Raw genomic sequence first — 14,301 nt, forward strand, 5'->3', positions numbered from 1 at the left:
ACATTGCGCAGATGACAACGACTCAAACTCGTCGAACACGTGCGTGCACGACAAGAAGTCCGTAATCGGCATCATCCGTGTTCGCTACCGCCTACGTCACGCTCCTACTTCAACGTTCAAAGCTGAGTACACTAAGTGAGCTCATATCTGTGGTGAATGATACGTGCTATATCGACCGTTCACTAAATCTGCTCATTCACCATCCCCGGGAATAGATATTTCTTCACCAGCTCTTCCTATATTGGACCAGAGCGACCCGTCGGCTTGGACGACGAACTCGAATTGTAGGTCATGGGATGGCGCTTCGTCTTTATGCGAGTTGTACGCCAAGAAGGCATCACTACCATGATTTTGGGACTCAGCATGGATATTGTAGAAACCAGAGCCGTCATCTTGTTCTACGATTTGGAGCTCACCTGATGCATGTGCATCGTAGAAGGCTTGTGATTGTACAGCTGAGTCGTTCCGGGGCGCGTACGTAGTCAGAATGCGGATTGGTTCTGTTTCGCCAGTATCAGAGCGCAATACGAGACGTTTGACCGTCGGTGCTGAACCGTCCAGTACATTAGAGCATCCAGCAAGTCCGACAAAGAGCGCCGCACCGCTTGCGCGAAGCACGCTTCTACGTGACAGCGGGGCCATATAATTAGAACCCCGGTCTGTCGTAAGTGTCTTGTGACAAATAGTCACTATTTCTAACCACTGTATTGACCGCTCAGTAAGGTTGCGGACTGAGTAGACTGGTTTGATGATTAATTGCGAGTTCGCAAACTCGCCGTTCGCAAACTCAAAATTACTATTACAAGGATGGACACTGGAAAACTGATGAAAAAGAGCGGTGAACTCGCAATCCATGCGATCTCAAAGAGTATCAGAGACAGTAGAACGGTGATGAGAGTTAGGAGACTTTCAGTGCTGAAGGGGCTATTATTTTCATCTGCCATCATATAGCAGCTATCAGATAATAGACTAAATATATTATGGACTACACTGTTAACTTATCTATCTGTATCGAGGAGATGTCCGTATCTGTGCCGAGAACCGGACACTTGTTCTGTTCAGTAAGCGTGCAGATTGTTCGTGTAGGCTACACAGGTGCAGAGTTTGTTAGCCGAGGCGTGCCCGACGAGACACCGTCAACGACCAATGCCATGCCAGCCACCAGTATCGAGGGAGTGAGGAACAAAAATCCAATACCGAACAGCAGGAAGCCGGTTATAGCGCTAACCAGTGGAATGTCACGCATCAGCCCGGCAAGACCGAGGAATGCGAGGAGAATCACACCTGCGACGAAAAGTAGATCTGGATCTCCCCCGGTCCCTGCAACCAATTGACCCATCCTGTAAGTGAGGCCCATCACGGCAAGAATCGTAACTCCACGAACCGCCTTCTCAAGGGCCATACGATATATGGTCTGTGGACAGCAATTAATGTTCCCCGCTAAGTGCTTCACTTGAATCCAGCGAAGGAGTTGCTGGAGTCATATTATTACGTCATCGTTCGGCTTCGAATGTCGTTGTCTGACGATAATCCTCAATCTCTTCGCCGTGTTCTGCCTCGGCGTGTTCACCGATAGCATCAACCAACTCTTCTGCGGCTTCGTAGTGCAAATTGATGCGACGTTCGATGTTGATCGTATCGCCTTCGACTTTCTCGTAGTGGCGATCCGCACCTTTCCTGTACCCGTCGGGGCCGTAAGTGTCGATGTCGGATTCGATGACGGTCACTTCTTCCAAGCCGACACTCAACGTCATCTCTGTACTACCCGTGTTCTCGTCGAGGAATTGGGCGTAGACGAAAGGAAGTGAGAGGTTGTGCTGCGCATACACTCTGAGCCCTATTATCAACCGTTCTTCGTCCTCGAATTCTTCCTTCGCCTCCTCTACGGGGCCGTCGGTCGGGATGTTTGGCTCGATCGTTTGGAGGATTTGATTGAAGCTGTAGGCACTCGCCATGTAGTTATGGACGTCAGTGTTGACCCGTCGGTCAAACTCTGCTCCTTTGCCGTCTAACCCTTCGTCTCGGAAGGTATCGCAAGCATCGTGGATGCGATCTCTGTTCTCCCATAGGATGGCGAGTGCAGCGTTGAGTTCACCGAAGCCCTCTACTAGTTCTCTAATAACGTGCGTTTGTCTGTGGAGTGATTCTTTCCGTGAACTGGAGAACATGTTCAGGTGGTCATCATCCTCGTTGAGTCGGTTGGCTTCGTAGCTGAGGATTTGCCTGTCGTTCTCCACGGTAATTTCGTACTCGGCTTCGCATCCGGGACAGGAATGTGGGGTGGTGTACAGACCATCTTCCTCTCTAGTGAATCGGTTTGCCTGGATGACGAATTCTGTTCCGCAGTTGTAGCAGGCAATGTCGGCGAGAAGACAGTCTATCAGGCGTTCTAGTTCAGCGTCCATGGTTGTGGTTGAATTACCTGCAATTTAGTTTTGGTTGGTTGACCCGTTTTTATGAGGTACTATATCCGAGTGGCGGACGCCGGTCTCAATAAAACCGTCCGGAATCTCATTTGCGTCCCCTATCTTGCACGGGACTCCGACAATCATCAGAAGCTGATAGGACTTGCAGCGGTCGTTTTGGGAGTTTGGTGAGCGGACGGTTCAGCGTGAGAAAGGTGAATCAAAACGAGGCGTAGCTGCAGTCAAGCTCTAAGTCTTTCACTTGGTTTCTGACAAGATTCGGGTAGATCAACTGGCGTACTGGTACGGGAGTTTCCTCTATCGACCGTTCTCTAAGCGTACGAAGTGAGCGGTGTATTTGAGAGCGTGGTCAATGGGTTGCCCTACGCTTCTTTGATGAGCGTCACTCGGTATGTTTCATTGGTCGTAGAGAGATAGAAGTTAGCTGCGCCAACATCATCACGAATTGCGTGCGCGGTCTCGGGGCTAATCGCCCGTGACATACCCGATTGCGGTGTCTGCATTGCCACCTCCTGCAACTCATCATGTTCCGCAAGGAGTGCTGTGCCGTTTTGTATTACCGGCCCATCGTCACCGGTCTCATTGACAGGGATGACCCGTATCGTGTGGTCAGACGTGGGGGTATCCGATTTCTCTGTTGACGGTGAGGCAGTAAGGCAACCAGACCCCGCCAGCGCAAGCATCACACAACAGATCAAGAGTATTGTGCGGTACGCCATCATATCATTCCACCAGATCTTTCGGTAAGTACTTTCTCTCTGTCAGTTGTTCAGATGTGGGGCCTCTATGCTGTGTGCTTCTCAGCGCTTGATTGTTGTCTGGTCTACTGAAGTCGCCATTGGAGCAGGGTCCCGGCTGGTCAAACAATAGCTTGGGAGTCGTGCTTGCGTACGGTTCCATACCAGTGTAACTTGATCACCAGCGGTGAACGATTCTTCGTCGAAATCTCTTGCAGTAACTGAAAACTCTTCATTGCTGGTGATAGGGAACTCATTTGAGGCGTTAGCTATCGTGTACCGGGTGGGTTCTTCTGACGAGTCGTGTTCTAGCATCAGATACAGCGAAATAGTCCGTTTGCCCGAAGACCGGTCGGAGTCCGGATACTGAACCAGTGGCTGGTCGCCAGTGTACGTCACAGTGAGCGTATTCGTTGTATTATCAGTGGAGAGATTGAGCTCGGGGGGCGGACTCGTAAACGCGAGGTTCTCATTACAGGACGTTCCTGGTGCCCCTGTGATCACCGCACCTCCGATGAGTCCGAGAACGCAGAGGCCGACGACACCAATGAGGACACGAGTTCTATAATCTAACATTTTCCTAAGCGCTACGCTGAATTACGTTGTTAGGTCGATAGATTACGATATAGTACATTATCGGAATCGCAACCACGAAAGTAAGTACTGCGGTCCCTGCCCGTGAGATCGGAACTGACGATGCCGATATCAACCCAAGACTCGTTGCGAAGATACTACTGCCTGCAAACATCGCTGCGACGTGCTCTTTGCGCGACGGTGGGTTCTCCCGATCACTTTCTCGGTAGAAATAAATGAGATAGTACACACCGATTGGCCAGAAGACAACCCACGAAGTTGCCCACAGTAAGGGGTACGAACTGCCGCGTGCCTTGGAATCAACATACAGCCAATAGCCGCCAGACAACCATGCGATAATAAACAACGCGAGGAGAACATAGTAATCCAGATAAACAAAAGTTGACTGCGACATGATTACAAGTCAGTTCACTAAAATAAACATCTTGTGTAAACCGTTAGAGTTCACTATACCGACTGGATTGAAAGCACGCTACGTTTGCTTACTCTCCGACCTTCTATGATAACTTTCTGATATAGTTGTCTTAGATAATTCCGAGATAGATAGTACGAATACATCCCGTGAACGTTTCGTGTCGTTCGTAACTTAACTGGAGCCTGGTAAAGTTGAGACTACACGGGCTATTGCCCTGGCAGAATGTACGATATTGGGCGAACTGCGTCACCGAACCTCTCCTATATCAGGAATTCTTCGTCCATTTCACCGACTCGTTCCGAGCCTGATCGATATACCACAGCTTGACCGCGGACCGACATAGTGCTGCTCACGAGGTCGCTGCTCGACCGATAGAGAGTGTCTGATTAATGGGTAATGGTGGGTAAGGTTGATATGGGCGTGGGCAGTAGTGGGTACGAGATGAAAGTTGACGCCGACAAACTCCAGACGAACGAGACTGATGACCGGGGACGGGTGTATCTCGGCACCGAGTACGCGAACAAGCGCGTCACAGTGGCTGTCGTCGAGGTTGAATCTGAAGCTCCCGACGAGGAGGAACTAGCCGCCGCGTATCGTGAAGCGTCGGAAAGTGCCAGCGACATTGCCGACGAGTGGGGCGGGGCTTCGGACGAGGCGTGGTCGGGACTTGATGAATGAGCGACGACACCGAGATTCGGCGCGGTGATGTCGTTATCGTTCAACTCGATCCTGCCGAAGGGCACGAAATGCGGAAAACACGGCCTGCAGTGGTGGTCCAGAATGATATCGGGAACAGAAACTCTAATACCACAATCGTCGCACCTGCGACGGGAACGTACCGAGGCTATCCCTTTGAGGTACTCGTGGAAGCATCGGACTCACCGTTCGAGAAAGACTCCTCTGTGCGGCTTGATCAAATTCGAGTTGTCTCTGTCGAGAAGCGAATCCATTCGGTGGCTGGCAGTCTCGACGATTCAACAATGGGCGAGATCGACGACGCGCTCAAATTGAGTCTCGGACTCGACTGATCGGCGAAACTCTTTGCGAAGAAATCAGTATCAGATTCGTATGCATTGAGACAGCCAGTCTCAACTACTGCGAGGCATGGGAGAGATGCTACCCAAGTATAATGTAGTAATCTCCAGAAGTATTCACTCATACTTCACACCAGATCTCCGAGAACCAACAAGATACGCCGGTCTTTGGCGGGTAACCCTGCAAAAATTCCATATTCTACTATAGTCTGTTGGTCAGTATATTGGTCTAGTCTGCATTGTAGCCCCACTCACTGAGTTGGTCGTTGATATTCTCAAGATGAGCGAGACCGACAAGGTATGCAGCTTCCCGCAGATCCGCCTTATTCACCGTTTCTCCCATCTGCGACTCAAGTTCAGTCTTCACATCCCGTTCTTTGTCGAGTGTTTCCTGTTGCAGGTGGAGTTGAACAGTCTTCGCCCGTCCGTCGGTGATGCTCGACCGTTGGTAGATCCACGGGAGACCACTCGATGCGGTCGAGGTCGTGGATTCTGTTTCCTCGGTTTCTTCCTGATTTGAGGTCATAGGCGAGCGCTGCTCGGTCTTCTGGGTGCTGTTGCTGGTTTCATTGGCTCCACCTTCCTCATCGTCCTCGTCATCGTCGAGACCACTCGGACTCGCGCCGCTTTTGAACCCCGTCATGCTGGTTCCTCCAGTGCACCAGGCTCTGGCGGCCGTGGAGCGTCGACACCAGCCTGTTCCTCGAGGAAGCGTGCGATCCGATCCAATTGTGCCAACGTTTCGATTTCGTAGTCACGTCGGCGGCTGCGGAATTCCTGAACATACCGAAATGCCGAGCACTGCTGTTTCCAGCAGCCCTCCATCAGCGAGGTCCGGTCGCCGATGACCTCTGGTGCCGGGAACGTGATGTCGTCGATCATTTCTTGCTGATCACGCGTATTCTTTACCCGATTCGGGATTGCTGCGAGGACACCAACCTCAATGTTGAGTTGGTCAGCGAAATTCGTCGCAAGGTCTTCGAGACCCTCGACCGATGCCTGTCCTTTCGCACTCGGCTCAACAGGGATCACAAGGTTTCGGGTTGCATAAATCGCATTATAGAGGTGGTCCGACTCCGTCGCTGGCGGGTCGCAGATGAGGACATCGTACTCATCGGCGATGTCGGCTTCCTGCAGGACTCGGCGCAACTGTGCGTAGATGTTGTACGCATCACCGAGGTCCTCGGCTTTCGCCTGTTCACGCGCGAGATGGTCTGAAAGGTCCGACAGCATGTTGTGCTCCGGGACGATATCGACTCCCTCAGCGCTTCGAACGAGACCGCTGAAGGACCCTCGCGGGCTGTTAACCATGTGTCGGACCAGATTGTCAGCATCGCCATCGGCACGACTCGTGTCGACACCAAACAGTCGTGAGAGGTCGCCATCCTGTGGATCGAGCGGCACGACCAAGACGTCGAGACCTGCCCGAGCGTGTGCGACGGCTAAATTCGCCGTCAGCGAGGTTTTTCCGACGCCGCCAGCCTCCGAATATACCGTGTACGAGAGCATACAGTCACATCTAAGATGCAGGCCTAAGAAACTACGTCAGACAACCAATCTAAGATTCTTACCTAAGACACTTGTCTAAGAAAGACAGGCAAGACAGCTAGGTTAGCTTGTTAGTCCAGACGATGGTCTAGAAGAGCAAACTGACTGAGTGAACCGCCTCGGGGTCAAGCTCCGAGCTTCCCGTGGATTATCTTGTAGGGTCGCTGGGCTCATACCACCTCAGCGTTCACCCTACTCTCTGGTATAAGAACTGTTGTATGACACCCTCTCCTTTAGCAAAAGAGAGGCCAACTGTCCAACTGGACCGTCATCCGTAGCGAGTTGTCGAACACCCGTCTCACAGAGGGATGCGCCACACTCTCGACACTCATACAATAGATCGCCGGATTCGTCACCACAATACCGAAACTCACCCCGACAGTCCACTCTGTAGCAGGTTAGGGAGAACTGTGACGTGTGTATCGCCATTGGCTTACTATGCTATTGGAGCGGTATATTAATAAATATACGTTTCAATATACGAATCATTGGCTCTGACGACAGTGCATTACTCGCACCGACCCAGCGAGAGTTTCTCCGTGGAGAGAAAGACGTCGAATGGGGCCGATTCACGTGGACGAGCACTTCGATTACGGATGCGGGAGCGACTCCAGACTGGACTGCAGGACTTTGGGTACTCCAGCGTGTCATAGAAGTCTTCACACACTATAGTCAGAACGGCAGTCCACGCTGAATACCACGCCCTGAGTGGTCAGCGCAACTGTTGAACCCCGACCAAGAGACACGAATACCGGTAGACTGCACCGTGAAATCGTTCTTAACGATGTCTCCTCACGCGTGTTCAGAACTTATGCAGATCACTCTGGGCGTCGTAGCTTACTCGTCGCCAATTCGACGGACTACCGGAAACCGAACGAGACAACCAGCCCTCGTGACAATCCAGTACACGACCCAGCGCGCCACGAGGACGTCGCCGTTGAGTACGTGAACCTCAAGGAATGCCGGTCGATTTTCAGCGCCGCCAACGAAATCCACCTCGAACTTACGGGGGAGAAAGTCGGCGCCTACGAAGGGCTCGATGGTGCTTTTACTGGCATCTGGGACGCACTGGCAGCCTATCCGGCCTAGGCGGTGCTCATCCTCGACGAGGTCGACCACATTGCACAGGACGGGAACTACGACCCCTGGAAGTTTCTCTACCGACTGTTACGCGGCGAGGGCAAGCTGGCCCGCGACATCCAGCTGTCGGCGTGACTGGTGAGCAACAACCTCCTAAATTCTGTCATGCCTATGTGGACTGTTCGGATTACCAGACATAGGCGAAAGCCGGTCAGGAGATTGCACGAGAACTCGCGGCACATTTGAATGCCGATATCGATATTCCACGGGTTGGTATCGCCGCTACGGACTATCGAGACCTAACGTGGGAGATTCTTGATAAATTCGGAGTTGATTCATTCGACGTCATTCTCGATGAAATCGATAAACTCGATGACGATGAGCTGCTCCGAAGTCTCTCTCGTGCCCGCGAAAGTGGGAAATCGAACACCCACATCGGCGCAATCTGTATCAGTAACAAAATCGAATTTCGCGACCCGCTGAACGAACGTATTGATCCCAGTTTGCAGGATAATGAACTGGTGTTTGATCCCTACGATACCGGGCAGTTGCGTACGATACTCGAAAATCGTACTGATGCCTTCGGAGACGATGTCTTAGAACCAGCAGTTATCCCGAAAGTAGCTGCCTTTGCCGCAAAGGAACATGGTGATGCACGGAAGGCAATCGACACGTTGTACGAAGCGGGGCGGATTGCAGAAAAGAACGGTCCAGAGACGGTCACCGTCGAGCACGTTGATGACGCAGTCCAGCGGGCGGAGGTGAACCGATTCGAGAAGCTAGTGAGTGGGACGACACCCCACGTCAAGCATATCCTGCCCGCAGTAGCGTTGCTCACTGCGAAACATCCAGAGCAGGACTCGTTTCGAACACATCGGATATGCTCCCTCTATACGACTCTCGTCGAACGGGACGGAACGGCGCCACTCTCGGAGGACCGCGTGTATCGCCTTCTCAAAAAACAGTCGTTTCTCGGGATTACCGAATCGAATCATACCGGTGGTGGACAAGGAGAAGGAAGTTATCTCGAACATCGACTCCTTCGGGATCCAGATGTCGTCGTGCAGGCACTTGATGTGGGTGGGGCGGAGTAGATCATCTCATCACTCGGTGTGAGGTGTGTCTGAACGAAGGATGGGTGCCATCGAGAGGCGGAAAGCGCCTACTCGTGGGACTTTCAGGCATTCGGTAGCAGGGTATGGATGACTGTCACGTTTGTGAACACGATGTCTATACAGTCTGGATGCTTCCGGCAGTTCGCTCGCTATGCATGAAACGACACTACGGAGCTGGGTTTGACGAAGAGATCTTAGGGGAACCGGTGAAAGCCCTCGGGCCGTTCGACCCGCCAGGGTGTTGGTGGTTGTGGGTGGTACAGATGGTGGATACGAAGATAGCGTGTCGCTATATCAACGAGTATAAACACCGACAGAGAATTCACTGACGTAATGAGCGAGGCCGAGGATATCCGTCGCCGGGAGCAACTCCGTGCGCTTATTCGAGTTGCAAAATACAGGCCGCGACTTACTGCGGCGATTATTGTTGGCGGTGTCTTTGCTGCGCTACTAGAAGGGGTCGGACTGGGGTTCATTCTGCCGATTGTCGAGATTGTTCAGTCGTCGGGTGATCCGGCGCAGCAGGCTGACGGAATACTGGGAACGTTCGTCTCGGTCTATCAGTTGCTGGGTATTCCGTTTACGCTTGGATTCGTCGTCGTCGGCGTAAGTCTGATACTGACAGTCCGATGGACGCTGACTTTTGTTGTGCGCTGGCTTCGAAGTGCGTTATCGGTCGATTATACACGGGAGTTGCAAACGCGTGCGTTCGACAACGCCCTCGATGCACGGATCGAATATTTCGATAAAGAAGGGTCAGATGACATTCTCAACGCCATCGTGACGCAAGCAGAATACGCGGGTCGAACAATCCAGATTGTTGTTAATTTTTTGGAACAGGGATTCTTGGCGCTGATGTACCTCGTGGTTGCACTGGTTATTGCGCCGTTTCTCACATTGTTTGCCCTTGTTTTTCTCGGAGGGTTCACAGTGCTATTCCGGTACGGCGTAGAATCTGGCTACGATCTCGGTGATAAAGTCGCAGATGCAAACGAACGTGTCCAGCAGGCAGCCCAAGCTGGGACACAGGGAATTCGGGACACGAAGCTATTCGGTCTCAAACAGGAATTGTTCGATGATTTTCTTGGATCAGTGGACCAATACGCTGAGTCGAGTATTACACTCCGACGCAACGAACAAATAATTCAGAACTTCTATAACCTTCTGACTGCGGTTTCAGTTTTCATTCTGATTTATGTCGCGATTACATTTGCGAACCTTTCGCTTGGATCACTTGGTGTGTTCCTGTTTGCAATGTTTCGGTTGGGACCGAAAGCAAGCGGATTGAACTCGAAATTATATAAAATAGAGAATAACCTCCCACATCTGGTTCGAACCCAGGCGTTCATCGACGAGCTAAAAGAAAACAGCGAGCCGACAGCCGATACGGAGCCGGTGCCAGATGAAATACAGACAGTTGAGTTCGATGATGTTCGTTTCTCGTATGAAGGGCAGGAAGACGAAGCACTCTCGGGAGTCTCCTTCGAATTCGAGAAGGGGGAATTCATCGGATTCGTTGGCCAATCTGGGGCCGGAAAATCAACGATTATCTCGATACTCGTGCGGATGTACGAACCCGACGCTGGAGAGATACGAGCGAACGACCGTTCGATTCATGAGATGGACATCGACGAATGGCGGTCGCAGATTGCTGTAGTACGACAGGATCCGTTTATTTTCAACGATACGTTGCGGTATAACCTCACTATCGGGAACCGAGATGTTTCACAGGCAGAACTAGATAATGTTACTCAGATTGCAAAGGTCGATGAGTTCTTCGACGACCTACCAGATGGGTACGAGACACAACTCGGGGATGACGGTGTTCGTTTGTCAGGTGGACAGCGCCAGCGGGTGGCGTTGGCGCGAGCGCTGTTGAAAGATGCCGACGTACTGGTACTCGACGAGGCGACAAGTGATCTGGACTCGAATCTGGAAAAACAGGTTCAAGAGTCGATTGAAAGTATGGAAAGAGATTACGCAATGATTGGAATCGCTCACCGACTGTCGACGGTGAAGAATGCTGATCGGATTTACTCGGTCGATGCTGGTGAAATTGTCGAAACAGGACAACATGAAGAGTTGATTACCAAAGATGGGCAGTACGCCGAACTATATGCTATTCAGTCACAAGGTGGATGACCGTATATGAACCTATTTAAAGTCGCATCCGGACGTTCAACCAATGATAGCTAGTAAAAATGTACTCGTTACCGGCGGAGCCGGATCAGTCGGAACAATACTGATTCGGCGACTTCTCGATCAAGACCCAAATGTCGTTCGTATTCTCGACCAGAGTGAACCGGGATTAGCCGCGCTCAAAAAAGCATTAGATGACGACCGATGCCGATTCCTCTCCGGAAACATTCGTGACAAGGACCGGTTACGCCGGGCTGTCGATGGTATCGATATTGTTATTCATACGGCTGCGATGAAGCACGTCGATATCTGCGAATACAACCCATTCGAAGCAGTCCAGACGAACGTTGTTGGACTGCAGAATCTAATTGAAGCCTCTATTGATGCTGGTGTAGACAGGTTTATTCTCACAAGCAGCGACAAGGCGGTCCATCCCGCAAATACGATGGGAACAACGAAACTTCTCGGAGAAAAGCTCGTTACAGCTGCAAATAAATACAGCGGCGGGCACGATATCCTTCTTGCCTCTGTCCGGTTTGGGAACGTTATTAACTCCTCACACTCCGTTATTCCCGTTTTCAAGGAGCAGATCCAGGAGGGTGGTCCCATTACACTCACAGATCCCAAAATGACCCGGTTTTTCCTCACATATAATGATGTCGCCTCGCTTGTCCTTCAGGCAATGAAACACACTGAGGGAGGTGAGGTCTTTGTACACAAGATGGATGCAATTCGTATCGAAGATTTAGCACAAGCGATGATTGACGTGTTTGGTCCAATGTACGGTCACGACCCCGCAAACATCGAAATCAAGGTAACAGGTCGTCGCGTCGGTGAGACGTTCGACGAAGAGATTCTTACCGAACGGGAAGTCTCACGCACTATCGAGAGCGAGTCACTGTATGCTATCACACCCGAACAGTCTGGCGAAAACGGATATCTGAAGCATGATGGTATCGACGGCTTCGAACCGGTCGAGGATGTCGTCCGTTCTTCGGAGCGTGCGGAAAAGATGAGTCGCGAAGAGATCATTACACTGCTCCAGACAGAGTTTGAGGAGGAACTCCCACAATGACTCAAGAAACCGTAGTGGTGACTGGTGCTGCTGGATTTATCGGCCGATGGGTCGTCGACGAACTGCTTGAACGAGGATATACCGTTCGTGGACTCGATAATCTCTCGAACGGCTCTCGGCGGAACGTCGCCGAATTCGAGTCTCACGACAGATTTGACCTGGTCGTCGGTGATGTCTCGGACGAGGAAACCGTCAGTGAACTTCTCGACGAGGACACCGACGCTTGTATTCACTTGGCAGCGGAAATCGACGTTCAGGAGAGTCTCGATAACCCGCAATCGCACTTCGAAGCAAATCTCGTCGGAACTGAACACGTGCTAGAGGCGTGTCGACAGACCGAGACACGTCTGGGTCTCGTTGGTACCTGCATGGTCTACGATATGGTGGACTCAAAAGAAGGAATCGATGAGTCTCATCCAGTCAAGCCAGCCTCCCCGTACGCTGGTACGAAACTCGCAGCCGAGAACCTCGCCGAGAGTTACTACCACGGGTATGATCTCCCGGTGACAATCCTCCGGCCGTTCAATACCTACGGCCCCTTCCAGAAGACAGGCATGGCCGGCGGAGTGGTCTCGATCTTCACGAGTCGGGACATCGAAGGGAAACCACTGAAGATCTTCGGGGACGGGACTCAGACCCGGGACCTAGTGTACGCGACGGACACCGCGCGGTTCATCGTCGACGCGACGTTCTCTGAGGAGGCCGTCGGAGAAGTTATCAACGCTGGGACCGGGTCGGACATCTCGATCAACGACCTCGCCAAGTTGATCGCAAGTGAGGGCACAGAAATTAAACATGTCGAACACCATCATCCACAGAGTGAGGTGCAGAAACTCCTCGGGAGCTACGAGAAGGCTAACGAGCTGCTTGGCTGGGAGCCGGAAGTATCTCTGGAAGAGGGAGTCGAGCAGTTGCGGGAGTGGTTGCAGGAGGAGTCCTGATCGATGGCTGAGGACACGCCTGCAAAGTACGGCGGGGAACCGATCCGCGAAGACGTGTTAGGCTACGGGAGCCAGAGCATCACAGAGGCCGAGAAGTCGGCAGTACTCGACGCGCTCGAAGGCGACTACATCACGCGCGGCCCGACTGTCGAGGAGTTCGAGGAGCGCGTTGCGGAACTCATCGGTGTCGACCATGCGGTCGCGACGACCTCAGGGACGACAGCCCTCCATCTGGCCGGTCGTGCGGCCGGCTTCGAGGAGGGCGACGAGGTCATCACGACGCCACTAACGTTTGTCTCAACGGCTCACGCCGCAACCTACAGTGGGGCGACGCCCGTCTTCGCGGACATCGATCCACACCGTCGAACGCTCGATCCCGAGGCCGTTCGAGAGCAGATTACCGACGACACGGCTGGGTTGATTCCCATGCACTATGGGGGACATCCGGCCGATATCGAGGGGTTGCTCAACATCGCGGACGAACACGATCTGACGGTCATCTGGGACGCCTGTCACGGCTTTGGAGGGACGTGGCGCGGCGAGCCGTTGGGCGCGCAGCGCGACATGGCGATGTTCAGCTTCCACCCGGTAAAGAATATCACAACCGGGGAAGGCGGGATGGTCGTCACAGACGACGACGAGATTGCACGCCGACTGCGGCGGCTTCGTTCGTTCGACATGGACTACGAGCCCGACGGCCACGAATCAGAACCGTGGTACCAGGTTGTCAAGGGCGTCGGCTACAACTACAACGTCACCGACATTCAGGCCGCGCTGGGGCTGGCACAGCTCAATCGGCTTGGAGAATTCAAAGAACGCCGCGACGAGATTATCGCGCAGTACGACGAAGCACTGGATGGGGTTCTGGGGATACGGACGCCTCCAGAGCCGATTGAGTCCGATCCAATGTATCATCTCTACGCGATTGAGGTGCGAGAGGAGTTCGGATATGATCGTGAAGAGTTCGTAAACGCGATGCATGCAGAAAATATCGGCGTACAGGTACACTATGTGCCCTTGCACTACCACCCGTTCTTCCAAGAGAAGTTCGGCTACGAGCGTGGGATGTTTCCGGAGGCCGAGCACGTGTATGATGGGCTAGTGAGCTTGCCGTTGTATACAGAGATGAATGATGACGACATTGAGGACGTGCTCAATGCAGTCAGGCGATTGCAAGCCTATCACGCGTGAGGGAGA

10 protein-coding genes and 2 pseudogenes are annotated in these 14,301 nt (G+C 52.5%); 8 read left to right on the forward strand and 4 right to left on the reverse strand.

What is annotated here, in order from left to right:
- Nucleotides 1–1,087: 1,087 nt before the first annotated feature.
- Both WDJ60_RS16095 and WDJ60_RS16100 read right to left on the reverse strand, forming a co-directional pair.
- Nucleotides 1,088–1,402, reverse strand: coding sequence for a hypothetical protein (locus WDJ60_RS16095; protein ID WP_340101698.1), 315 nt, complete (start codon nucleotides 1,400–1,402; stop codon nucleotides 1,088–1,090).
- Nucleotides 1,403–1,493: 91 nt separating this feature from the next.
- Entirely contained in the window at nucleotides 1,494–2,405 is a 912-nt protein-coding gene (locus tag WDJ60_RS16100) for a hypothetical protein (RefSeq protein ID WP_340101700.1), read from the reverse strand.
- 2,208 nt (nucleotides 2,406–4,613) lie between these two features.
- Here WDJ60_RS16100 and WDJ60_RS16105 point away from each other — a divergent pair.
- Together WDJ60_RS16105 and WDJ60_RS16110 are read left to right on the forward strand one after the other, a co-directional pair.
- Nucleotides 4,614–4,850: a hypothetical protein gene (locus WDJ60_RS16105; protein WP_417750471.1), complete on the forward strand. Its 237-nt coding sequence runs from the start codon at nucleotides 4,614–4,616 to the stop codon at nucleotides 4,848–4,850.
- A complete protein-coding gene (locus WDJ60_RS16110; protein ID WP_340101703.1) occupies nucleotides 4,847–5,200 on the forward strand; it encodes a type II toxin-antitoxin system PemK/MazF family toxin in 354 nt (117 codons plus the stop codon). Before WDJ60_RS16105 ends, WDJ60_RS16110 begins: the two co-directional genes overlap by 4 nt.
- 235 nt (nucleotides 5,201–5,435) lie before the next feature.
- Here the strand turns inward: WDJ60_RS16110 and WDJ60_RS16115 are convergent, their stop codons facing one another.
- Nucleotides 5,436–5,849 carry a DUF7970 domain-containing protein gene (locus WDJ60_RS16115; protein WP_340101705.1) on the reverse strand — a complete coding sequence of 138 codons (414 nt, stop codon included), beginning with the start codon at nucleotides 5,847–5,849 and terminating at the stop codon, nucleotides 5,436–5,438.
- Nucleotides 5,846–6,715 carry a ParA family protein gene (locus tag WDJ60_RS16120; protein WP_340101706.1) on the reverse strand — a complete coding sequence of 290 codons (870 nt, stop codon included), beginning with the start codon at nucleotides 6,713–6,715 and terminating at the stop codon, nucleotides 5,846–5,848. Before WDJ60_RS16120 ends, WDJ60_RS16115 begins: the two co-directional genes overlap by 4 nt.
- Before the next feature lie 954 nt (nucleotides 6,716–7,669).
- On the opposite strand from WDJ60_RS16120, the pseudogene WDJ60_RS18860 reads away from it, so the two are divergent.
- From WDJ60_RS18860 to WDJ60_RS16155, 6 genes and pseudogenes are all read left to right on the forward strand, one after another.
- Nucleotides 7,670–7,966 (forward strand): annotated as a pseudogene (locus WDJ60_RS18860) (Cdc6/Cdc18 family protein); the annotation flags it as partial.
- 26 nt (nucleotides 7,967–7,992) lie between these two features.
- Nucleotides 7,993–8,928, forward strand: a pseudogene (locus WDJ60_RS16135) (Cdc6/Cdc18 family protein); the annotation flags it as partial.
- Between the two features lie 354 nt (nucleotides 8,929–9,282).
- Nucleotides 9,283–11,091, forward strand: coding sequence for an ABC transporter ATP-binding protein (locus tag WDJ60_RS16140; RefSeq protein WP_340101709.1), 1,809 nt, complete (start codon nucleotides 9,283–9,285; stop codon nucleotides 11,089–11,091).
- Between the two features lie 43 nt (nucleotides 11,092–11,134).
- Nucleotides 11,135–12,163 (forward strand): SDR family NAD(P)-dependent oxidoreductase, encoded by a 1,029-nt coding sequence (locus tag WDJ60_RS16145; protein WP_340101711.1) that lies wholly within the window; start codon nucleotides 11,135–11,137, stop codon nucleotides 12,161–12,163.
- Complete coding sequence (locus tag WDJ60_RS16150) at nucleotides 12,160–13,104, forward strand: dTDP-glucose 4,6-dehydratase (protein WP_340101713.1); 945 nt, start codon at nucleotides 12,160–12,162, stop codon at nucleotides 13,102–13,104. Before WDJ60_RS16145 ends, WDJ60_RS16150 begins: the two co-directional genes overlap by 4 nt.
- Before the next feature lie 3 nt (nucleotides 13,105–13,107).
- Nucleotides 13,108–14,295 carry a DegT/DnrJ/EryC1/StrS family aminotransferase gene (locus WDJ60_RS16155; protein ID WP_340101715.1) on the forward strand — a complete coding sequence of 396 codons (1,188 nt, stop codon included), beginning with the start codon at nucleotides 13,108–13,110 and terminating at the stop codon, nucleotides 14,293–14,295.
- Nucleotides 14,296–14,301 lie beyond the last annotated feature (6 nt).

Origin of the sequence: Salinibaculum salinum (assembly GCF_037645885.1) — an archaeon.
GTDB lineage: Archaea > Halobacteriota > Halobacteria > Halobacteriales > Haloarculaceae > Salinibaculum > Salinibaculum salinum.